Here is a 22,677-nt window from a genome sequence, read left to right as displayed (position 1 = left end):
CTATTGTGAACGTTACTCCTAGGTTATTTATTGGGAACGTAGAAGTATTAACCAGATTCAGCACGCTATCCGGTCCCGGCGGGGTGATAACAATCATCGTCCCTGACGTATGGATACCAACCGGCGAATTCGGAGCGGCTGAAACAAAGCTGAATTGGATTTCGGTGCCGTTCAATGTCAATATGAATTGTATTGATGCAGATTGTGGTAATGTTATTGTTATTTCCGATGCTTCCCAATTGACCAGATAGCTATGTCCACCTGCGAGAAAGATGTCTGTCGAAGGCGGCGTTTGATGGATCAATGTCCCGCTAATAACTGGCTCCATGTTAAATGGCACACTTCCTCCTGGAGGAATCGGAGCCGGTTCAAATCCCCCGTCGATTATGGCAAAATTTGAAGTGATCAGCGATTCAGGTCCTTGAGGTCCTTGAGGTCCTTGGAATCCTTGAGCTCCTTGGAACCCTTGCGGTCCTTGAGGTCCTTGAGGTCCTTGGAATCCTTGCGGCCCTTGGAATCCTTGAGGTCCTTGTGCACCTTGAGGTCCTTGGAATCCTTGAGCTCCTTGTGCACCTTGAGGTCCTTGGAATCCTTGCGGCCCTTGGAATCCTTGAGCTCCTTGTGCACCTTGAGGTCCTTGGAATCCTTGCGGCCCTTGGAATCCTTGAGGTCCTTGGAACCCTTGAGGTCCTTGGAACCCTTGAGACCCTTGATTGCCTTGAGGTCCTTGTGCACCTTGAGCTCCTTGAGCTCCTTGTGCACCTTGAGGTCCTTGGAATCCTTGAGCTCCTTGTGCACCTTGAGGTCCTTGGAATCCTTGAGGTCCTTGAACTCCTTGAGACCCTTGATTGCCTTGAGGTCCTTGGAATCCTTGAGCTCCTTGAGGTCCTTGGAATCCTTGAGGTCCTTGAACTCCTTGAGACCCTTGATTGCCTTGAGGTCCTTGTGCACCTTGAGGTCCTTGGAATCCTTGAGCTCCTTGTGCACCTTGTGGTCCTTGATTGCCTTGAGGCCCTTGATTGCCTTGAGGCCCCTGAGGTCCTTGAGGCCCCTGAGGTCCTTGAGGCCCTTGATTGCCTTGAGGTCCTTTTTTGCCTTGAGGCCCTTGAGGCCCTTGAGGTCCTTGAGGCCCTTGAGGTCCTTGAGGCCCTTGAGTACCTTGAGTACCTTGAGGTCCTTGTGCGCCTTGTGCGCCTTGATTAGCATTTACATTCACTTTCACTTTTTGCTCTACCTTTTGTACTTGTTTAGATGAGCATTTACATTGTCTATGTCCACAATCCGGACATTTTTTTTTGTCACATTTACATTCTCTATGTCCGCACTCCTTGCATTTTTTATCTTTACCCAATTTTTTACACTCCTTTTCATAAAACATTACTTTATCTTATGAATCTAAGATTTATTGGATTGGGTAAAAACAAATAAAAAACACCTGATTATTAAACACAGAACATTTTTTAAATACCTATTCTTTGTTTAATAACGGAAAGAAGAGATTGAGGTGACATCTGAGGAAAAGCAAGCGATCACATTGTGGATTAAGGAGTCAGAAATTTACCGGGGAGAGGTAAAGGAAGTAAATTGGACGTTGAAGGATTTAGGGAAAAAAATCGTAAAATTAATATGCAGATACATCAAGTTAGGAGCCAAAATAAAAGTACTCATAAAATTGTAATATATTGGAATCATTTTTCTAATTAAAGCATAATATGTAATACCCAATTTAGTATTCCTTTAGAACAAAAATAAAGTGGTGTTTCTATATGTCTTGTCTTGTTATGCCGACCTGTATTGGTCGGTTTTTTTTAATTTGATTCCTATTTCAAGGGAACCGCTCCATTATTATACTTAACTCGGTTACATTTTTCACTATGAGGTACCAAAGTAATACTGAATGATCTCTTGATTCTGCAGATCATGGGTTTAGCCTATGAATCAAAAAAAACCATTAACAGTGGACCTTTTTCTGCTGATGATTCGTTGAAAAAAGTAGAAAAACCCTGGGGTCCACCGGAAGATCTAAGTACCGTTTCAGCCAATTATTGGAGCCGTAATGTTCGATTCCTCTATGACGATTCAACAGGTAGAAAAACGATTACCGCCATTGATGATTTAGATCCGCAGCTGCAAACCATTCATTTATCTGAGTTGAAGGGATTGATTGGTGAACCTGTAAGTGCAGAGGAGCAAGAAGGAATAGCGACGGTAGCGCCCTGAGGCCCTTGAACCTCTCTTACTTTCACATTTACTTAACAAGAAAATCGAATCGCTATACGGATCAAGCTCAAAAGAATCTTGAATCAGTGTGGCAAGCCCATCAATGCCTTTTCGCATATCGGTTTTTCCGCAAATGATGTAGATACTTTTCACACTTGTATAATCGTATTTCAAAGATTTTTCAACTCCCTCATGACCGTTTGTATAACGTGCTCATCTACGCCGTCATAGAAAGATATTTCAGCGTTTGCCGTTTTGATCGTGCAAATGCTTGTGGAAGGATCTTTTGATGAAGTGGATGTAAAAGAATTCTTGCTATCTGGATGGAGCGTAACGGGGACAATGGTTAATTTTTGTTGTGGCATAAGAAAAGCACCTCCTTAAATTTATACCTTGATCGTACCAGGAGATGCTGCACGTTTGTATGCGTTGTTTGAATGGGGGCTTACCTCCAATCTCTTAATTTTGATCAAAATTCAAAGTGAATTTCAAAAGGGGTTCGGATTTAAACATTCCGAACCCCTTTTGTCTACAAACTGAAGGCACATAAAACGTGCCTTCTTTAATTTGTTTGTTATTTAGCAAAAACCACATGATTGTTTAAGAATCCCGATTACAGCAGCAACCCCCATTCTTAAACTCAAGCTCCCGATAACTGGATAAACACCTTTTCAAATACGGAATTAATTATATATTAGTTCTAATATATATTTATTAAAATTGTTAATAGAATATATACCTTACAATAGCCATAAAGACTATTCCTGCTATTACTGTAACTGATAAACTCTTCGTCCATAAGGCTATAATTAGGGTTGGTATAATAACTGTAAGTACACTCCAATCAATTGATATTAGAGATTCATCTTCAATGATAATACTGTCTACGACAAGTGCTGTAAGAATGCAAATAGGGATAAATGAAAGCCATTTGGTTATAGGTACAGGAAGAGTAATATTTCTTACAACCAAAAATGGAATAATTCTTGGAATAAGAGTTACAATTGCACATCCCAAAATTACAAGAATAATGGTTAAGTTAAAACTCATTTGTCTCTCACCACCCCAATTGTTGCAACAATAATAGTCGCTAAAATAATAGCTATATGAGAAGGAACAAACATACATAGAAGGAACATTGCTATTACAACATACAGGACTAGAGATAAGTAAAGCTTAAGTTTGCCTTCTCTAATGCTTTGTAATTGTAAAACAAGTAATGTCAAAAACATTGCTGTTAAAGCAAAGTCTAATCCATATATTTCTGGATTAGAAATCCATTTACCAAAGATCGCTCCTAATACACAGGATATGATCCAGGTTATATAAGCTGTTATGTTTAATCCATTCATCCATTGATCATTTATCTTTTCACCTTTAATAATTTTGTTAATGGCAACACCAAACGATTCATCCGTAACAAGTACCCCAATACCAATATTTTTCATTAAAGAATATTTTGTAAAGTGAGGAGCTAAGCTCATACTTAATAAAAAATTACGTAAATTCACAATAAAAGTTGTTAATATAATGACTGAAATTGGACTTCCTGACACTAATAATGCACAAATGATAAACTGAGATGCACCCGCATAAACTAATGCTGATAATAAAGCTATTTCTAATATACTCAGATTTGAAGATACTCCAACAATTCCTGCTGCAATTCCAATACTGATATATCCTATTAAGGTTGGAATGCAATCCTTTACACCTTGATAAAATGTAAGGATCTTTTCTTCCATTTCCATTACTTTTGACATTTCATTCATAGCCCCCTCCTCGTTTGTTATATTGTATATTTGTATGTTATAATAAACAACAATAAGTTTAATGGAGGATTATTTATGGAACCTATTGAAGAGATTATAGCCAATAATCTTGTCAAGTTAAGAAAAAAACGAGGATTGAGTTTAGATAAAGTAGCTGATCTTACGGGAGTTAGCAAAGCGATGTTAGCTCAAATTGAAAAAGGGAAGTCTAGCCCAACCGTCACTACTCTATGGAAAATTGCAAATGGATTACAAGTATCTTTTTCTGTATTTATGAAGGAAGCTGTAAAGCCACAAATTGAAAAAATAAACATCAATCAACTACCTCCAGTAATAGATAATGATGGAAATTACCTTGTCTATTCTATCTTCCCATTTCATCCAGAAAGAAAATTCGAAATTTTTACAGTAGACTTAAAGCCTGGATATAGTCATATATCAGAAAAGCATCTTGGTGAAGAATACATACTGATAAGAAATGGTAAACTTACAATTGATATAAATGGTAAGGAGTTTGTATTAACTACTAATGAAGCAATTAACTTTAGTTCTGGTGCTGAACATAGCTATATAAACTCTTCAGAAGAACTAGTTAGTTTTTACATTATTATCTATTATCCTGACGACATTCATTAAATAAGTTCTAAAATGGACGAACGTATATGATGTCTTTCTTAGTTAGTGCTTATGGAATGAAGCATAAGACTTTACTTTCAAAAAAAGAATTATCTATTGCGTTAAATTGCAAAGATCCGTATGAAGAACTAAGACCTCAGAGGGCTTTTATGAAAAGGGTTCGTGATTGAAAGCTTTTATACGTTTATGAAACTCAAAATTAAGCAAAAATGCACAAAACAGTCAGTAGTCTGTCTAGGAGGAGGGATTATTAAGATAAGGCGTTAAGGTTTCAATCTCTTCTATAATCTGGAGAAATCTACATACAAAATTTAATTCCCTTGAAAATGGGGGAAATGTAAATGATAATCAAAAAAACATTTAAATGAAGTAATAATTATACTACCTCACTCCTCTCACTTACGGTACTCGGATACCCTCAAAATATTTTTTTTATATTACGGCTATTAATTAAGTGCCTTCTTCTATTTATTACATTTCATTTAAACAATCTTATAACCTCCATAAAATAAGAAAAGAAAAAACTTTAGTTAGTACAATCTTTGCCTCATTTACTTATCTTTTTGTCTTGAACACATGGTCAGTAAGTGTAGCAAAAAGGTTAGGGTACCTCTTTGACTTTTTTTCATTTGAACAAAATAATAAGTTTCCTAAAAATCCTGAATAACAACTATAAGTTCTAGTAATCCTAGTGACATGGAGTACACGTGAAAACACCCTATTATTATTTGTTTGGTACTAAAATTATTGTAAGGAAGTATAAATTGTCCCCTTCTTTTGGTGTTAATTCACAAAAATTCATGCAATCCGAAGAGGAAGAAGTCTATTTAAATCCTCGTGGGTATAAGTGTTATAAATAGAATACTTCTAATGTTTTCTTGAAATATTAAGATGAATGATAAATCCCAAATACTAACTAAAATTAATAACTTTAAAGTTATATTCATATCATAAAAAATATATTTGAAATTAAGTGTCTAGAGTCGTATGATAAGTAGTGAAGATTTAAATTTAATACAAAGCAAATTAAGTTTAACGTAAAGGGGAAATAGATATGGTAGATGTAGCTTCAAAAACAAAGCCTGAACAAGAATCATTTAATTTCACTGCAAACCAAGAACAACTGGATATTCTGGATCAGCTTTTAAAGCCTGAGGTTCAGGAATCATTGAATACTTTAGTTGAGCAATTGCCAAAATTGACTGAACTAGTAAGTATCTTGACAAAGTCTTATGATTTTGCTCAATCAGTAGCAACTGATGAAGTATTAAAAAAGGATACTGTTAGTGCGATTACAGAAATCGCTGTACCTGTAGTTGATTCAGTGAAAGGGCTTGCAGCTAATGCAATCGAAGCTAAAGATCGTGCAGAAGAAAACAATGATGTAATCGGTCTTTTCGGTTTGTTAAGAATGATGAAAGACCCACAAGCACAAAAGCTTTTCCGTTTCGCGAGTGCTTTTCTTGAAATCTCAGCAGAACGAAATAGTCTAAAAAAATAAATCTTTAAACTTTCAATTAGTAAGGACGGGGGATTAATATGTCAAAACAAATCGTCATTTTAGGTGCAGGCTATGCTGGATTGCTATCTGCATTAACTGTTCGTGAATATTTTAATAAAGATGAAGTCCAAGTAACAGTGGTGAACCAATACCCAACACACCAAATCATCACAGAACTTCACCGTCTTGCAGGCGGATCAATTTCTGAACCAGCTGTTTCTATACCTTTAGAGAAACTTTTCAAAGGAAAAGATATCGATCTTACCATTTCGAAAGTGGAATCTTTCTCAGTAGATAAAAAAGAAGTAAAACTTTCTAATGGTTCTACTTTATCATACGATGCTCTTGTCGTAGCTTTAGGTAGCCAAACTGGATTCTTTGGTATTCCAGGACTTGAAGAAAATAGCATGGTGCTAAAATCTGTAAATGACGCTAACAAAATTTACAAACATATCGAAGATCGTATTCGTGAATATGCACAAACAAAAAATGAAGCAGATGCAACGATTGTAATCGGCGGTGGCGGATTAACAGGCGTTGAGCTAGTTGGTGAAATCGTTGATCATTTCCCTAAAATCGCTAAACAATTTGGCGTAGACTTCAAAGACTTGAAAATCAAGCTTGTAGAAGCTGGTCCAAAAATCCTTCCAGTATTACCTGATCCTTTAATTGAACGTGCAGTGGTAAGCTTAGAAGCACGTGGCGTTGAATTCTTAACAGGTCTGCCTGTAACAGGTGTTAAAGGAAATGAAATTGCTTTGAAAGATGGACAAACTATCGTTGCTAATACGCTTGTTTGGACAGGTGGCGTTGCTGCTCTTCCTATCGTTGGTGAATCAGGTCTTGAAGTAGATCGTGGTAAAGCAACTGTTAATGAGTATCTACAATCTAAATCTCATAATGACGTATTTGTTGTAGGAGATAGTGCTTTAGCTTTCCCTCAAGAAGGTGGCCGCCCATACGCACCAACTGCACAAAACGCTTGGCAAATGGGAGAACTTGTTGGTTACAACCTATATGCAGCATTAGAAGGCAAAAAACTAGAAGAATTTTCACCTGTAAACTCAGGAACACTTGCTAGCCTTGGTCGTAAGGATGCTGTTGCTACAGTTGGAGCTAATAACACTCCACTTAAAGGTCTACCAGCTTCATTAATGAAAGAAGCAAGTAATGTTCGTTACCTGTCTCATATTAAGGCAATGTTCAGCCTTGCTTATTAAGTGAAATGTTGAACTAAAGAAATGTAATATTGCACTATGATTGAAAGCTTCCATTTTAAATGATAAATTTTAAATGGAAGCTTTGAAATCGAGTATTCCATGAACTGGAACAAGGAGAACGTGAAATAAAATAAGTGCCTGCTTGATCAGGGTCATACTCACTTTAGCTATTCTAGATATTTTTTCTCAGTCCCGTGGTCCAGTTCATATAGACTATTAAGGTTTTTTCATTGGCACGTTTGCAACTGCACCAAAAACTTCATTAACCCAAGTCTTTTGTCTTTCCTCCCCTACTTCACAAATCCTGAACCATTTATTTAAAGAAGATACCTACATAAAATAACCCCAAATTTAGAGAAATGCCACACATTATAAGGATAGAAAGGGACCATTCGTCTCAAGGATGAATGGTCCCTTTTTGAAAATCGATAAAATATAGAAATAATCTTTGCCCCTAAAAGAACCTACTAAATAACTTGGTTTATGCCAAATCTAAGGATAAAACCCTCTGGCAATCTTGCGTTTGTCAAAATTCTGGTTTCCTTTAAGCGATTAGTATTATAGGAAGATGCTTGCATCAAATCTTCATCCATATAAGCAGGATGAGTCATTATTTCCACACTTTGCCCATTGATTACCCGACCCTTGAGATTTTGAAAATAATCTTCAACCACCGTTTCTCCATAAAAATCATCAAGAAAAACATCTGTAACGGTTTGAACGCCAGCAAAATGTTTTCCAGCAATACGCACAGGAAGTTGATATTTCTCTGTCAGATTTTTTACAACCGGCAGAAAATTTTCAATCCCGTGTACATGATGATGGCTGTCTAAATGAGAGGGAAAAAGACCAAATTCTAAAAATCTTTCAATCTGTGCTGACCATTCTCTTTCCAATTCAAGCAAAGAAATGTCGGCTGGTTCACCATATACCTCACCTTGTTTCTTGAAGTATCCAGAATCGTCAATTAAACTCGGCACGTCGCTCAACAAAGGTTTTCCCCATGTCAATACCAAGTGTATACCGACTTTCAACGATGGCGTCCTCTTTGCGATTTCAATCGCATGCTCCGTTGCTTTTGCATTCATCATGATCGTTGTTGAATTGACAATTCCATATTTGTGGCTATCCAAAATTCCATAATTTACCGATTTAGTCAACCCGAAATCATCTGCATTTACAAGAACTTCAATCATGATAGGTTATCCTGCAATTCCTTTTTTTCAAAAAACTGTGGCAAGAAATCTTTATGCGCCTCAAGCATTTCGTCTAAAATTAGTTTCGCAACCCGGTCACTTGGAACGAGAGGATTAATCGTCATCGCAAGCAATGCAGTGTCATAGTTACCTGAGATGGCAGCTTCGATGGACACTCTTTCAAATGACTTGATTTGCTGGATTAGACCACGAATCGCCACTGGAAGCTCACCTACGTTGATTGGTTTCGGACCATCCTTAGTAATCACACAGCTAATTTCAATAGCCGAACCATAAGGAATTCCCTCAATTGCCCCATGGTTGATAGTATTTACCGCTTGAATGTCACACTTATCCGAATGCATCGAGCAAATTAAACGCACTGCTGCATCGCTGTAGTACGCGCCTCCTCGCTCTTCAAGCTGTGGTGGCTTGATAGCCAGCCCCTTGTCTTTGTATAGCTCGAATAATCCTTCTTCAAGCTTTTGAACCACCTCAGCGCGTGTTTCTCCTTTTTCAGCATCCTTCAACTCTTGAGCAAGTACATCTCCTGTTTTGTAATAGTAGTTGTGGTATGGACAAGGGAACAAATTTAAAGCTCTAAGGAATTCTGGCTCCCAGCCCATTGCGTGAATATTCTTCATTGTAACGGCTTTAGCTGGATCTGTTATCAAATTAATGATTTGATCTTTCACACTCTTCCCATCAACGAATACATCGAGGCCGTAAACCATATGGTTCAAACCAGCAAAGTCGATCCGCACTCTTGAGGGCTCCACGTTCATTAAATCCGCTACTCCACGCTCCATACCAATCGGTACATTGCAAAGTCCGATGACTTTGGTAATATTACTGTGACGTAACACAGCTTCCGTTACCATACCAGCAGGGTTTGTGAAGTTAATCAACCATGCATCCGGACAAACTTCCTCCATCTCACGAGCTATATCAAGAATAATAGGAATTGTTCTAAATGCCTTGAAAAGTCCACCTGGTCCGTTCGTCTCCTGTCCAATAACTCCGTGTTTCAGTGGAATCTTTTCATCAAGAGCCCTGGCAGCGAGCTGACCAACACGTAGCTGAGTTGTTACATAGTCAGCTCCTTTAAGCGCTTTCTTTCTGTCTAATGTTAGATGAACATCAATCTTTACACCAGCCTTTTCAACCATCCTTCTTGCTAAGTCCCCAACAATTTCAAGCTTTTCCTTTCCCGCTTCGATATCCACAAGCCAAATCTCGCTTACAGGAAGCTCTTCATGGTATTTAATGAAACCTTCTATCAGTTCCGGGGTGTAGCTCGAGCCGCCGCCAATTGTGACAATTTTTAACCCCTTACTCATTCTGCTGTCCCCTCCTTCACAGCATCTGCATTTAAAAACTCTTCACGCAGATCAATCATTTCTATCGCAAGATCCTTTAACGTCATGGCTGTCATTAAATGATCCTGAGCATGTACGAGGAGAATTGGAAGGTCAAATTGGTCTCCCCCTGCTTCTGCATGGATTAATTGAGTTTGAAATTTATGGGCTTGTAATAATTCTGTTTCTGCCTCGGTGATTTTCAGTCTGGCAGAATTAAATTCTTTTTTCTTCGCTTCTTGCATAGCTTCCATTGCAAAGCTTCTCGCATTTCCACTATATAAAATCAGTTGAAATGATAATTGGTATAATTCTTCTTTTTCCACTTTTATCACTACTTTCTTAAACGTTTAGCGTTTCTGAGTCTTTTGTAAGCTCTGTTTTATTTTTTGTGCCTATCTTCACTTGGGCATAAACGAATGGTAAATAAATCACTGTTGAAATGACTAAATTGATCGCAGCTAATACCGCTCCTGACATATGCCCCCCTGTAGCAAGAAATCCTCCAATAATCGGCGGTGTAACCCAAGGTATCTTAGCGACAATTGGAAAAACCATTCCGCTACTTACGGCTATATAAGAAATAACTGTTGTAATTACTGGACCGAGGACAAATGGTATGAACCACATCGGGTTGAGAACAATTGGCAATCCGAATAGAATGGGTTCGTTAATCTGGAACACCCCTGGTGCCCCTCCAAGTGCAATCATCTGTTTATAACGTTTTCGGCCGGCAATGATCATTGCAATGATAAGACCCAATGTTGCTCCAGATCCACCTAAATAAACAAATGCATCTAGGAAAGAACCTGCCAGTACTCCGTATTGGTCCATATCTTTGACACCTTTTGCGTATAAATCAATATTTTTCACTCCCGAACTTTCAAAAAGCGGTGTTGTAATCCCACCAAGGATATTTGGTCCGTGCAAACCAATCATCCATAATAAGTGAACAAGAAAAACTAATAAAATGGCAAATGGCAGTGAATCTACAGCACTTTGTAAGGGAGAGACAATCACTTTACTCAGCCAGTCATTTAATACCTGTCCATCTGTAACTTTACGGAAAAGCAGTCCGAACACACCAGCAAAAAAGATTGTTGCCATACCCGGCACTAACTTTGCAAATGAACGCGCTACTGCAGGAGGTACTCCATCAGGCAATTTAATGACTAAATATTTTACTCTTGAAAGTCTAACAAATATTTCTGTTGCTAAAAGGGCAACGACTATTCCTGTAAATAGGGCCGTTGCATTAAAATAATTTACGCTGACGAATCCCCATGCTCCGCCTGTAACATCCTTATCATCGATGGTTAAAGTGACATTGCCGCTTTGAGGCAATAATAAGAAAAAACAGGCTGCAGAAACCAACATTGCTTCAAAACCGTCATCCCCGTACGATCTTGCTAGTTTATAAGAAATACCGAACACAGCGAATACCGTCATAAACATAAAGGTTCCAAACCAAATATCACCGCCAAGCGTATTCCATGCAGGGCCGAAAATGGCCTCCATCATTCTTCCGTAAGGCTTGATGACTTGCCCAAGGTTATTAAACAGGACAGCAAACGACCCGATCATTGTAATCGCTATCATTCCAATCAACGCATCACGAATTGCAAGTAAATGACGGTTATTCCCTACCCTTACAGCTCCAGGCATAATATACTTATCAATAAAAGTCATCATATCCTTATTCTCCTTTTATTAAAGTAGTGGCTTGTTTTAGTACTTCTTCACCATTACATAGTCCATAGAACATTGGATTGATGGTTGCGACTGGAATTCCCTTTTCTTTTCCTGCTTCCTGTAACTTAGAAAGTAGATATCGAACCTGTGGACCTAATAAAATGACATCAGCCTTCTCCATTTCGCTGTTCACTTCTGCAGAACCAACAGCCCATATTTTACAATCTACTCCTTGTTTCTTTGCACTGTCTTCCATCTTGGTAACTAGCAAACTTGTAGACATTCCGGCTGAACAACATAATAAGATATTCATTGAAATTACCCCCTTTTTAAATAATTGATTATTCTGTATTTTTAAAATAAATGAAATCACACATTTTTTGCTCAACCAATGATTTGTTTTTTCATATCACTCCCCTAAAAAAGATAATTACTAAAATGGGTATTATTGCCTCTTTATTTATATTGTAGTTACAAATAAAGAAAATATCAACACAAATTTTTATTTGTTACTACAAATTTATTATTTAAAGTTGATTATTGAACTTATCCGAGATAATCTAAATGTATATATTGGAAAGAGTATAGGAGGTATCACATTGGAAACCATAAATAAAGAAGCGGCATTGCATTCCATAGTTAAGGAATCAATTATCGATCTAATAAAAAATGGCGAATATCAAACGAATACAAAATTACCAACTGAAGCGGAATTTTGTAAAATATACGGAGTAAGCAGGACAACAGTTCGTACTGCATTACAGCAATTGACTGTCGAGGGCTATATCTATCGTGTTCAAGGCAAAGGGACTTTCGTTTCGGAAAATAAAGTGAAGCAATTTCTTTCAAGCACGGTTGAAAAGTTCTCTGAGCAAGTTACGATGCAAGGGAAAAACCCCTCTACCAAGGTCATAAGCTTAAAGGTTATTGAAGCAAACGCTACCCTAGCCAATCTTTTCAAGCAAAACGTAGGGGACCCTGTCAACAAACTAGAGCGTGTGCGTTACGTAAACGATATCCCACTTCAATATGAAATTGCCTATCTCCCTTGGTACAAAACACCTGGACTGAATATTGAGGCCTGTAAAAAATCACTCTTTAATGTGCTTGAAACACAGTTTAGTTTAAAAGTAAAAAAAACAGTCGAACACTTGGAATTTTCCCTAGCCGATGACTCGATTTCAGATAAGTTAGAAGTGCCCAATGGTTCACCCTGTTTTTCGTTAGAAACATACACATATGAGAATGATGGATCGGTCATTGAATTCTCCAAGACTCTCTTTAGAGGCGACCGTGCACACTTTGTTATTGAACGAAACTATTAAAAAATTTAAACACTAAAAAAAGACGGATGCTTGCTTCATTGAGGCAATTCGTTTTTTTATATGTAATTGCCTTAATCTAAGGGATTATAATCTTCCCTTTATTTAGGCATAATGATGGTTTTCATTTTTAATTCATTTAAAAAGGGCAATTCAATATTTTATTAAATCATGGTTTTTCAAATACAAAAACCACAGCAATCCTTATAAAGATTGCTGTGGCAATAATAATATAAGCTATTCTACAAAGCTCTAATATAAAAAGGTATTTATTACTGAACTCCTATTCACCTTATTTATGATTTCTCAATCCTTCGGAGATGTTTACATTCAGTTAATAGACTCGTCAGGATATTATCAAACACCGAATTGTTTAATTTCGTTAGTCTGGATATTTTTCAAGCGCTTTATATCCAAACGAATCAATAAAGAGATGGTTAAAGCAAGCACGAAAAACCCTGTGAAAACGATTAAGCTTTGGGAATAGCTACCTGTTGTTTCTCTAATCCACGATGCGAACATCGGTCCAACAAGACCTGCTGCTGCCCATGCCGTTAAAATATACCCATGAATGGCACCTAACTGTTTTGTTCCGAACAAATCACCGATATACGCTGGAATCGAAGCAAATCCTCCCCCATAGCAGGTATAAATAATCGCTAATAAAATTTGAAAAATAACTGGATTATTCGTAAATGTCAAGAGTGGGAATGCGATGACTTGTATGGCAAAAAATACGGTATACGTATTCGGACGGCCAATGAAATCTGACACAGATGCCCAACCAATCCTTCCAAGGCCATTAAAAGCACCAAGAACCCCTACTAGGGCAGCTGCCGCAACAGCACTCAATCCAATACTTTCCTGAGCAAGTGGAGATGCTGCTGATATGATGGCAATCCCACAGGTTATATTAATAAACAGCATGAGCCAGAGATAATAAAAACGTTTTGTCTTTACTGCCTCGTTTGCAGTTAGCTGCGAAAGATCCTGCAACGGCTTCACTTTTCCCGTTTTAATTTTTTCTTTATACCCATCAGGAAGCCAGCCTTTCTCCGGAGGCTCCAAGTAAAGAGATGAAGCTATCATAATAATAAAGTAAGCGGTTCCAAGAGTAAAAAAGGTATTAGCAATTCCAATAGAACCAATCAAACTTTGAATGATTGGTGAGTTAATCAGAGCCGCAAATCCAAAGCCCATAATGGCTAGACCAGTCGCTAGGCCCCTACGATCTGGAAACCACTTCACTAAGGTCGATACCGGAGCGATATACCCTACGCCAAGTCCGATTCCACCGAAAACTCCATATGCAATATAAAGTAAAGGTAATGATTCCATGTTTATCGCTACACCAGCACCAGAAATACCTAAGCCAAAAAAAACTGCTGAGAGTATGCCGGCTTTTCTAGGACCATACTTTTCAACAAAATGTCCAAGAAATGCCGCAGATAGGCCAAGAAACAAAATTGCAATACTAAATGTTAAGCTAATATCAGTCAAATCCCATCCGAATTCACTTGCGAGTGGTTTCGTGAATACGCTCCAAGCATATACAGAACCAATCGACAGGTGAATCCCAACTGCCGAGGCAGCAATCAGCCACCTATTCTTTGTTTTTCCCATTTCTCCATCATCCCCTTTTACAAAATAAACCGCAAATGATTATCCACCAGTAACAGAATTTGCGTTTAGCTCCCAGCAGAATCACCGCTGTTTACATGCTCTTATCAATGAAGTGCACTTCTACTGAGATTCTGTCCTAGATATAAAATATCACAATTAAGTGAACTTTCTACAAAAATAGTAATATATAGATAAATTTCACAGGTTTTTTTAGAGTTGGACAGTTAAGGAGAAACTACCTTTCCTTCATTAAAAAAAGCTTCCCATTTAAAACTTTTTTTAATGAATAGTTCACTTTGCAAAAAGAGTTTTGTTTAATATAACAATTGATATATTACAAATTTCTCATATGGATTATGTTCAGATAAATCTGGTAACATTACTTCTTCTTTCATTTCAAAAGCGGTTTGATTTTCTAAGAAAAAGATATAATCTTTTGATCCATAAAATAAAACCAATTCGATTTCACGTGGTTCCTTTTCGAATGAAAGCAATATATTGTTAATGATTTTCATGAAAATTTGTACAGAAAACGGATTAAAGAAATAAAAACGATTGTCTCGCAAATCAATCTCGTATTCCTCTGCCAAACAACATTGAAATTCTATATTATCTTTGTTTTTATTCGTTTTTTTCAAATAGCTATTTCGGTTTTCAATAGCTTCTATATAGAAAGTTCTATTCATTTCTATTCCAACAACAGATGCATGAAATAAGTAATGGATAAAGAAATTCAATCGCCCTTTGCCACAACCAAAATCCACAATGCGATCACTACTTTTTAATTCATACTGCTTGAATAATTGTTCTAGTGCGCTATATGGCGTTGGCTCATAACGATGATAATGCAAAGACTTATTAAATTCCTTTTGTTCTCCTCCTGTTTTGATGTTTAGCAACTCATCATAATATGTTTCTTTCATTAATAACACCTGCTTAAATGGTTGGAATTTTTATGAATTATTATTTCAAAAAATGAAATTATAATCCTTGGTTTATGTCCGATTGTATTTTTTCATAAGATGCCTTCTAGCTACTATTTAAACCCCGAATAATGTAAAGTACTTATTTGGGGTCAAGTAAATTATATGAATATCTACTATAGCGTTATTTCTGTGCTTTTGCTACAAAATCATTGAATTCTGAGATAATTGGGTTGGCCTTATAGTGGCCGTCTTCCACCCTGGAATTGTCTGCCCTGTAATGAATTTTGACTAATTAGATGCAAAGAATTCCGACATCATCCGCTTCACCGTGGTATGGCTATGCATTAAAATTAGCAAATATATCGAGTACAGCTGGAGGCATATTATTTTAGCTGCAGGAGTTAAAATATGACCTGGTGCCATTCCATTGCTACTGTAATAGTTCCGTATTGTTCTAAAGTAAAGTCAACAGCTGCCTTAATCAAATCTGGCTTTCCACATCTAAGAATACTCCGGCTGCTTCTACACCATGTTTTTTATTGCTTTCTACTGCTTCTTTAGCCATTAATGTGGATATGGATAATCCATGCTCCACCTTTCACTAACGCAACTATACCTTGTTCTCCACCCATAATTATCTACCTGCTTTTCATAAAAATATATTTTTTACTCTTTTATAAACAACATTTCTAGAATACATCTATAAGAAACAGATTATAAATAATTATACTTAATATTCATTTTCATAATCGAATAGGTTTTAAACTTAAAAAATAAAATTAAACTCCTACCTCCCTTGATATTTCGAATTTTTATTCCATTTGTTTCTCTATACTGGCTTTCCAAAACAGCAAAAAAACAAGCTGAAGCATCAAAATATGCTTCAGCTTGTTTTCATTTTTCTTCATCTACATCCCATATGATCCAATCATGAACCTCAAGAATTTCCAAAAATTTCATTAATCGTGGTAGGGCTGGTTCTGCTTCCTCACCAAAATGTTCACTCATAGCTTCAGAAATCTGATTAACATTTCTTTGGAATTCCATTTGTTGAATAGCAAATGCCCCAAATTTATCAAGCTTGATTCGGCGAACTGAAGGCTGTTTAAAAAAACGAATCGTTATTCTTTCCACAAAATTGGTCCGTTGAATGACCAAAAAGGTTGTTTCCGAAGAATCATGTTCTAAAGAGACGCGTCTTTCCAAAAGAGGAACCATTGTTAACAGGTTCCTCTTTTTTGATTGGCGCTTACGAAGCATCTTCTTTTTTCCCTTTGCTAGATATGAACCAGAGCAATCCAGCTAAAGCAAGGAATAGTAGGAATGGAATCAGATTGCTGGCTAATTTCGCAGCAGCTGGAACTTGAACTCCTGCTGCAATCAATATTGCAATAAGCACACCAATTAATGATTCTCCTGCTATTAATCCAGATGCAAATAATGTACCTCTATCTACTCGTGCTTTTAGGGCTTCTTTTGTTTTCGCGAAGTATTCAACGAAGAAACGGACAAATCCACCAATCATAATTGGGACACTAGTATGAACAGGCAAGTAAATACCGACTGCAACAACTAGTGAATTTAGACCGAAAAACTCTAAAGTGATGGCAATGGCCGCCCCAATAAAGATAAGAGTCCAAGGTAAGTCTCCTCCAAGAACACCTTCAGCAAGTATTTTCATAAGTGCCGCTTTAGGTGCAGGAAGTTCTGCAGATCCCATTGTATAGGCATTATCCATTAGAACTAGGATAAACCCGATGACTAAAGCAGAAGCGACAACACCAATCATCATGGCAACTTGTTGTTTCCATGGAGTTCCACCTACGATATAACCTGTTTTTAAATCTTGAGAAACGTCACCTGAAACAGCAAGTGCTGTACAAATGATTGCAGCCACGGTTAAAGCGGCCACCATTCCAGTTGTACCTGTAAAACCAGTAGCTTTATAAATAATCGCTACAATTAATAGTGTAGCTATAGTCATTCCAGAAACAGGGGAAGAAGAACTTCCGACAATTCCTACGACCCTAGAAGCAACGGTTACGAATAAAAATCCAAAAATCGCAATCGCAATCGCACCGATGATTCCTACATCAGTTATAGGTGCGAAAGCAATAATTAATATAAGAATAATAGTTCCCAACCAAACGTATTTAGCTGGTATGTCTCTTTCTGTACGTATAGATCCTGATTTAAGTTGCCCTTTATTTGCTTTTACGCCTTTAAGAGTAGCAAAAACAGAGCTGAAAAGAATAGGTAATGTTTTAACTAATGTAATTAATCCACCAGTTGCAACTGCACCAGCTCCAATATAACGGATATAGTTATCCCATATTCCCCATGCATCCAATTCACCGATTGGTACATCAGAAGGGAAAATTGCTGTTGTATTGGCGCTTCCAAAGAAGCTAATTGCTGGAATTAGAACGACCCAGGCTAATAAACCGCCACCTAGCATTTGTCCAGCAACACGAGGTCCAATGATATAACCTACTCCCAAAAGGGAAGGAAAAGCATCAAGACCAACTACTGCATTTTTAAAATTCGAAATTCCTGTTTCTACTTCTGATTTGAAAAGCTTAAATCCATCACCAAGTGCTTTAACAACTCCACCGATTACTAATCCGGCTCCGATTAATTTGGCACTTGTTCCACCTTTTTCACCTGACTTCAGTACTTCAGCACATGCCGTACCTTCAGGATAAGGTAATGTTTCATGTTCTCTCACAATTAAAAGCTGACGAAGGGGAACCATCATAAAGACTCCTAGGAATCCCCCCGTTAATACAACGAAAATGATAAATGCTTGACTCACTTCTATATCCCACATGAATAATGCTGGAATAGTAAATACAGCACCGGCACCAATGGCCTCACCTGCTGTAGTCATCGTTTGCACAATATTGTTCTCTAAAATTGAATCCCTACGAAAAATCCCTCTTAAAATAGCCATAGAGATTACCGCTGCGGGTATTGATGCAGATACTGTTAACCCAATGAGTAGCCCTAAGTATGCATTTGCTGCCCCAAAAACGATAGCAAGAATAATCCCTAGAATTATTGCTGTTACAGTTAATTCTGGAAGAGATTTAGATGCAGATACGTACGGGACAAATTTACTTTCTTTTGAATTGTTCGACAATTTAGCCACTTCCTATGTTAAACTTTTAAAATCATAGGAAACATTATATCACTGTAATTTAATATCACGCAATGGGAAAATTCTGCTTATTTAAAATTTGACTATAGTGAAAATTCAAATAAGTGTATTTCGTTTTAATAGTATAGAAGAATAATACTCAATTAATACCTTCTGCCTTCTAGCGTTAAATTCGAAACTAATATTGGTACCCCAAGGGGTACCAATATCGTCAAACATTAGCAAATCACTGCAAAAAAATTCTAATCGTTAAACAGAATTGCATTTTCTTTTTACGATTGATATTTTTTAAACGTGTCATGCAAAAAAGTCAACAGCTGCTTAGGTTTATAGCTCTATTTCTCAGGGGCAAACAAAAGTAACTAGGCTTTTGCACATAAAAATGGATATATACATATCCTGCATAAAACTAAGGTTTTTTAAGAAAGGATATAATTATGGTTTCATATATGGACTACACTTCACCATCAACACAGTTCACTTTTGATATAAATAAAAGTCTCCTCGTAAAAAAAGATAATCAAAACTATATAAATATATTAGGTGTTGAACACACTTGAAAATACGTCTTTACTAGATATTTACCTTAGCGTCAACAATGTCGTAGAGCCGCATTATCACCAAAATGCAGCAGAACTAGTTTACTGCATTTCGGGAGCTGCAACTGTTTCATTACTGAATCCATTTACAAAACAAATACAGAATTATCCTATAACACCTGGTCAAGTAGCCAACGTTCCACAAGGTTGGTGGCATTATGAAGTGGCGACTGTTGATAACACACATCTACTAGCTATTTTTAATGCACCAACGCCTGAAGTAATTCTGGGTTCGGATATTTTGAAATTGACACCTTCGGATATATGGCGCATACCTATTGCATGGATGAAAACCAATGGAAAAATGCAATTGCACCAGTCAAACCAACAACATATATTGGTCCACCTTCTAACTGTAACAGAGCTAGTGAAGGGGTTACACATCAATATCCGCAATATATAAATTACTATGATAACCAAATGTACACAACTCCGGCATATAACTATCAAATTCCACCTAATCCCCAGTATTATTTTTACTAAAAGGTTAACTCATATTCAGTAAATTTTAAAAAAATCGGAAAAATAGGTTTAGAAAAAAATAGGTGTCATTTTGTGATTTATTACGCAAAAAAACAATGGAGAACCCTATTTAAAAAGGATTCTACATTGCTTTTTAAATTACATGACCCGTTTAAAGTTACGTTTACTTATTTACTTAAATTTATCAATTCTATGAATGCGTGACATTTCATTTCCGAATAGAAAATTTGTGTCATTTTTGTGGTCATTCAAATTATGGTGGTCACCCAATGTCGTTTATGAGTATTATAAAACCTAGCACACACTTGGATACAATTAATAAATACTAGGATTTATCTTTTTCAAACTTCATATTCCTCCTAGTTTCTTCTATAATATATAGGAATCTCAAATTGATTCCTCTCTATAATTTTATCACTAGTTTTTATATTACGCTTCAAATCTCCTTGAATACATTCAAAGAAGTCGCATGCTCTGTATTAAAATATACCCATAGTATATTATCGAATAACGATATATGGTCTCATCATCTCATAATCCTCGTGCTCCAAAATATGACAGTGCCAAACATACAATCCTGTATAGGGACCAAACTTCATGATAATTCGAGTTACTTGCTTAGGATTAGCTCTTACTGTATCCTTCCCTCCTCGTTCTTGTGGTTCGGGTGGCAACGCGGGACCCGTATAATGGATAATTCTCTCCTTGTTATACTTTTCTACATCGAAATCTCTCCTGTCTAATATTTGAAAATCAATTAAGTGAAGATGAATAGGGTGAGTATCAGTAGTTAAGTTTATTAGATACCATATTTCGATTGATCCCAATTTTGGATTTTCTGTAATAGGAGCATCCCACGGTTTATTATCTAATAACATGAAATTCCGTCCGTACTGATCCATATTATCATTTAAAGTTAAGTATCTTTCCTTTGAAGCCGACTGTTCAATTATCTTTGGAAAAGGCTCCATATACGACTGAATAACACTGGTATCAATACTTGTAAGAGGAAGAGAGACTCTAAATTCCATCACTATACCTACTGCATTTGCAGGATCCCCATCTGGAAAAGGTGCGGGGGCGTCATTTTTCACGATAATATTCTTTTCCTCAAGATTGGTAAAATCAATGATGACATCTGCTCTTTCTGCAGGTGCCAATATGATTTCTTTGACTCCTATCGGATATTCCATTAATCCTCCATCTGTTCCGATTTGATAAATAAGTTGTCCCGAATCAAGCTTTAACCTATAGAAACGGGTGTTAGATGCATTAAGCAGCCTAAATCGATATTTACGAGGTTCCACTTTTAAAAAGGGCCATACTTTACCATTCACTAGGATGGTATTCCCAAAAAATTCAGGAACTATCGATGTTTCTAATTCCACAACTGGTTTTTCTGGTTTTTCTGGCTTTCTTGGGTAATAAAGAGAGCCATCATTATTAAAGGTTTTGTCTTGTATCATAAGAGGGATTTCGTATTGACCAGCTGGTAAATTTAACAAACTTTCTTGTTTTTCTCTTACAAAGTAAAATCCTGCTAATCCAGAATATACATTGAGTCTTGTGATACCAAGTGAATGATCATGATACCAGAGGTTGCAAGCCCGCATGTTATTATCATATTGATATATTTGCTTTCTAAAATATGGTCCCACTTGTTTGAATCCTTTTGTAAACCAAGCCTCCGGGTAGCCATCGCTTTCCGGTTCAACACTAGCGCCATGAACATGTACTACCGTTCGTACTTCCGGTACATCCACATGGGCACCATGCACCGTATAGTCTACCGGCAAAAGATGTTTTTCTGGAAGATTGTTGATCCATTTAATAAACACTTTTTCTCCGCTCTCTACTTCAATTGTAGGTCCTGGATATCTGCCTTCATAGCCCCATACAGTTGTATCATTTAACTCACTATGGAGTGATTGTTTAAATTCTGTCATATTCACTTCATAATAAGTATGAAATTGATCTTTCCATCGGGCTTTTAAAATAGGTGGGATAGGAAGTTCATCTACAAATTTAGAGAGAAGCATATTTCCGCTCCTTTCTGATCTAATTAACTTCTTTCTATGGTTATAAAAATTACAAGCTTTGTATGACAAATTTAAATTGATTCAATGACTCACAACAGGATGAAATTTACTTTATACAGTAGGGGCTTTAGTAAGTTATTTAGTTTTTCATCAAGGAACTAAAATAATTGAGAAAAAATTTAACATTTTCTTATCCATCACATTAACGCTGGTGGAGGTACAGGTTACGAAGATTATGTTTACACTTTAGCAAGTGCTAAGGAAAAAGAATGTGAATCCACTATCCACTCTGAAATAATGAAGCTAATTGATATGAAAGATAGGGGGAAAAAATCAGCAACTTTCAAGTGCTTCGAACTAGCACTATGCCTGCAGTTTTAACTGAAAGCGGGTTTATTGATAAGCCGGGGATTCAAAAACAAGTGTTTTCATTGAAAACTTGGCAAAAGGTCATGTGAACGGTTTGGTGAAAGCTTTTAATTTGAAGAAAAAGGCTGTTACTGAAACTGTAGTGACAAGTACTTCTTATACAATTGTTAAGGGTGAAACTTTTATTCAATTGCTAAAAAGTATAGAACAACAGTGGATAATCTAAAATCATTGAATCCAAAGTGGATCCTAATTCTCTTCAGATTAGACTGATGCTTGTTGTAAGTGGATTTAAAAGCTACTTATCACACAGGTGTGAAAGGCGAATATCTGCTCTTGCTATAAAATACGCGAGCACGATTAAACAAATATAGGACTGGAATAAGCTTGATAGCAAGTATATAATCGGAATCGGAAATAAACTCCGCGTGAAATAAGGTAAAGCCCTTCTCTTAATTGAGAGGGGCTCAGACTGTAGACAAACTCGATGAAAATCGAGTTTGCCTACAGTTTTTTTATGGCTTGTACAATTTGAACGTTGATTGGAACGTAGGGCACTCG

Annotated in this window: 21 protein-coding genes and 1 pseudogene; 7 read left to right on the top strand and 15 right to left on the bottom strand. The window is 36.8% G+C overall.

Annotation, left to right across the window (positions count from 1 at the left end; all coding sequences use genetic code 11):
- Positions 1–5 precede the first annotated feature (5 nt).
- Positions 6–251 (top strand): hypothetical protein, encoded by a 246-nt coding sequence (locus tag ACQKMR_RS15940; RefSeq protein WP_427698168.1) that lies wholly within the window; start codon positions 6–8, stop codon positions 249–251.
- A gap of 154 nt (positions 252–405) precedes the next feature.
- On the opposite strand, the gene ACQKMR_RS15935 is transcribed toward ACQKMR_RS15940, so the two are convergent.
- Complete coding sequence (locus tag ACQKMR_RS15935) at positions 406–1,206, bottom strand: hypothetical protein (protein WP_427698167.1); 801 nt, start codon at positions 1,204–1,206, stop codon at positions 406–408.
- A 699-nt stretch (positions 1,207–1,905) separates the two neighbouring features.
- Between ACQKMR_RS15935 and ACQKMR_RS15930 the strand changes: the two genes are divergently transcribed.
- Positions 1,906–2,220 (top strand): DUF4309 domain-containing protein, encoded by a 315-nt coding sequence (locus ACQKMR_RS15930; protein WP_427698166.1) that lies wholly within the window; start codon positions 1,906–1,908, stop codon positions 2,218–2,220.
- Here the strand turns inward: ACQKMR_RS15930 and tnpB are convergent.
- From tnpB to ACQKMR_RS15910, 4 genes are all read right to left on the bottom strand, one after another.
- Positions 2,143–2,373, bottom strand: coding sequence for an IS66 family insertion sequence element accessory protein TnpB (tnpB, locus tag ACQKMR_RS15925; RefSeq protein ID WP_427698255.1), 231 nt, complete (start codon positions 2,371–2,373; stop codon positions 2,143–2,145). The two genes, ACQKMR_RS15930 and tnpB, sit on opposite strands and share 78 nt — an antisense overlap.
- A 17-nt stretch (positions 2,374–2,390) precedes the next feature.
- Positions 2,391–2,585, bottom strand: coding sequence for a hypothetical protein (locus tag ACQKMR_RS15920; protein ID WP_427698165.1), 195 nt, complete (start codon positions 2,583–2,585; stop codon positions 2,391–2,393).
- Between the two features lie 358 nt (positions 2,586–2,943).
- Entirely contained in the window at positions 2,944–3,270 is a 327-nt protein-coding gene (locus tag ACQKMR_RS15915) for an AzlD domain-containing protein (protein ID WP_427698164.1), read from the bottom strand.
- Positions 3,267–3,992, bottom strand: a complete 726-nt coding sequence (locus ACQKMR_RS15910) for an AzlC family ABC transporter permease (protein WP_427698163.1) — start codon at positions 3,990–3,992, stop codon at positions 3,267–3,269. The genes ACQKMR_RS15915 and ACQKMR_RS15910 overlap by 4 nt, the downstream gene beginning before the upstream one ends.
- Before the next feature lie 75 nt (positions 3,993–4,067).
- On the opposite strand from ACQKMR_RS15910, the gene ACQKMR_RS15905 reads away from it, so the two are divergent.
- The 3 genes from ACQKMR_RS15905 to ACQKMR_RS15895 all read left to right on the top strand — a co-directional run bounded on the left by ACQKMR_RS15905 (position 4,068) and on the right by ACQKMR_RS15895 (position 7,349).
- The gene (locus tag ACQKMR_RS15905; protein WP_427698162.1) at positions 4,068–4,628 is read left to right on the top strand and encodes a helix-turn-helix domain-containing protein; all 561 of its coding nucleotides are present in this window, start codon (positions 4,068–4,070) and stop codon (positions 4,626–4,628) included.
- 1,054 nt (positions 4,629–5,682) lie between these two features.
- Positions 5,683–6,129 carry a DUF1641 domain-containing protein gene (locus ACQKMR_RS15900; RefSeq protein ID WP_053345419.1) on the top strand — a complete coding sequence of 149 codons (447 nt, stop codon included), beginning with the start codon at positions 5,683–5,685 and terminating at the stop codon, positions 6,127–6,129.
- Between the two features lie 38 nt (positions 6,130–6,167).
- On the top strand, positions 6,168–7,349 hold the full coding sequence (locus ACQKMR_RS15895) for an NAD(P)/FAD-dependent oxidoreductase (protein WP_427698161.1): 1,182 nt from the start codon (positions 6,168–6,170) through the stop codon (positions 7,347–7,349).
- Between the two features lie 467 nt (positions 7,350–7,816).
- Here the strand turns inward: ACQKMR_RS15895 and chbG are convergent, their stop codons facing one another.
- From chbG to ACQKMR_RS15870, 5 genes are read right to left on the bottom strand one after another with little or no spacing between them, the layout of a single operon-like run.
- Entirely contained in the window at positions 7,817–8,545 is a 729-nt protein-coding gene (chbG, locus tag ACQKMR_RS15890) for a chitin disaccharide deacetylase (RefSeq protein ID WP_427698160.1), read from the bottom strand.
- Positions 8,542–9,885 carry a 6-phospho-beta-glucosidase gene (locus ACQKMR_RS15885; RefSeq protein ID WP_053345416.1) on the bottom strand — a complete coding sequence of 448 codons (1,344 nt, stop codon included), beginning with the start codon at positions 9,883–9,885 and terminating at the stop codon, positions 8,542–8,544. The genes chbG and ACQKMR_RS15885 overlap by 4 nt, the downstream gene beginning before the upstream one ends.
- Positions 9,882–10,229 (bottom strand): PTS lactose/cellobiose transporter subunit IIA, encoded by a 348-nt coding sequence (locus ACQKMR_RS15880; RefSeq protein WP_427698159.1) that lies wholly within the window; start codon positions 10,227–10,229, stop codon positions 9,882–9,884. Before ACQKMR_RS15880 ends, ACQKMR_RS15885 begins: the two co-directional genes overlap by 4 nt.
- A 16-nt stretch (positions 10,230–10,245) precedes the next feature.
- Positions 10,246–11,595, bottom strand: coding sequence for a PTS sugar transporter subunit IIC (locus tag ACQKMR_RS15875; protein ID WP_427698158.1), 1,350 nt, complete (start codon positions 11,593–11,595; stop codon positions 10,246–10,248).
- 4 nt (positions 11,596–11,599) lie between these two features.
- On the bottom strand, positions 11,600–11,908 hold the full coding sequence (locus tag ACQKMR_RS15870; RefSeq protein ID WP_427698157.1) for a PTS sugar transporter subunit IIB: 309 nt from the start codon (positions 11,906–11,908) through the stop codon (positions 11,600–11,602).
- Between the two features lie 286 nt (positions 11,909–12,194).
- Here ACQKMR_RS15870 and ACQKMR_RS15865 point away from each other — a divergent pair, with 286 nt between their 5' ends.
- Complete coding sequence (locus ACQKMR_RS15865; protein ID WP_427698156.1) at positions 12,195–12,920, top strand: GntR family transcriptional regulator; 726 nt, start codon at positions 12,195–12,197, stop codon at positions 12,918–12,920.
- Positions 12,921–13,274: 354 nt separating this feature from the next.
- On the opposite strand, the gene ACQKMR_RS15860 is transcribed toward ACQKMR_RS15865, so the two are convergent.
- The 4 genes from ACQKMR_RS15860 to ACQKMR_RS15845 form a co-directional block, all read right to left on the bottom strand.
- Positions 13,275–14,540, bottom strand: a complete 1,266-nt coding sequence (locus ACQKMR_RS15860; protein ID WP_427698155.1) for an L-lactate MFS transporter — start codon at positions 14,538–14,540, stop codon at positions 13,275–13,277.
- A gap of 314 nt (positions 14,541–14,854) precedes the next feature.
- Positions 14,855–15,463 carry a methyltransferase gene (locus ACQKMR_RS15855; RefSeq protein ID WP_427698154.1) on the bottom strand — a complete coding sequence of 203 codons (609 nt, stop codon included), beginning with the start codon at positions 15,461–15,463 and terminating at the stop codon, positions 14,855–14,857.
- An 897-nt stretch (positions 15,464–16,360) separates the two neighbouring features.
- Positions 16,361–16,726, bottom strand: coding sequence for a PqqD family protein (locus ACQKMR_RS15850; RefSeq protein WP_427698153.1), 366 nt, complete (start codon positions 16,724–16,726; stop codon positions 16,361–16,363).
- Positions 16,716–18,608, bottom strand: coding sequence for an OPT family oligopeptide transporter (locus ACQKMR_RS15845; protein WP_427698152.1), 1,893 nt, complete (start codon positions 18,606–18,608; stop codon positions 16,716–16,718). Before ACQKMR_RS15845 ends, ACQKMR_RS15850 begins: the two co-directional genes overlap by 11 nt.
- A 455-nt stretch (positions 18,609–19,063) precedes the next feature.
- On the opposite strand from ACQKMR_RS15845, the pseudogene ACQKMR_RS15840 reads away from it, so the two are divergent.
- Positions 19,064–19,708: pseudogene (locus ACQKMR_RS15840) on the top strand (cupin domain-containing protein).
- A 500-nt stretch (positions 19,709–20,208) separates the two neighbouring features.
- Here ACQKMR_RS15840 and ACQKMR_RS15835 read toward each other — a convergent pair.
- Positions 20,209–21,747, bottom strand: coding sequence for a multicopper oxidase family protein (locus ACQKMR_RS15835; RefSeq protein WP_427698151.1), 1,539 nt, complete (start codon positions 21,745–21,747; stop codon positions 20,209–20,211).
- Positions 21,748–22,677: the final 930 nt, after the last annotated feature.

The organism is Peribacillus sp. NPDC096540, from assembly GCF_050278525.1.
Classification (GTDB): Bacteria; Bacillota; Bacilli; order Bacillales; family DSM-1321; genus Peribacillus.
The sequence above is the reverse complement of the archived record's forward strand: the minus strand, read 5'-3'. Positions and strand labels throughout refer to the sequence as shown.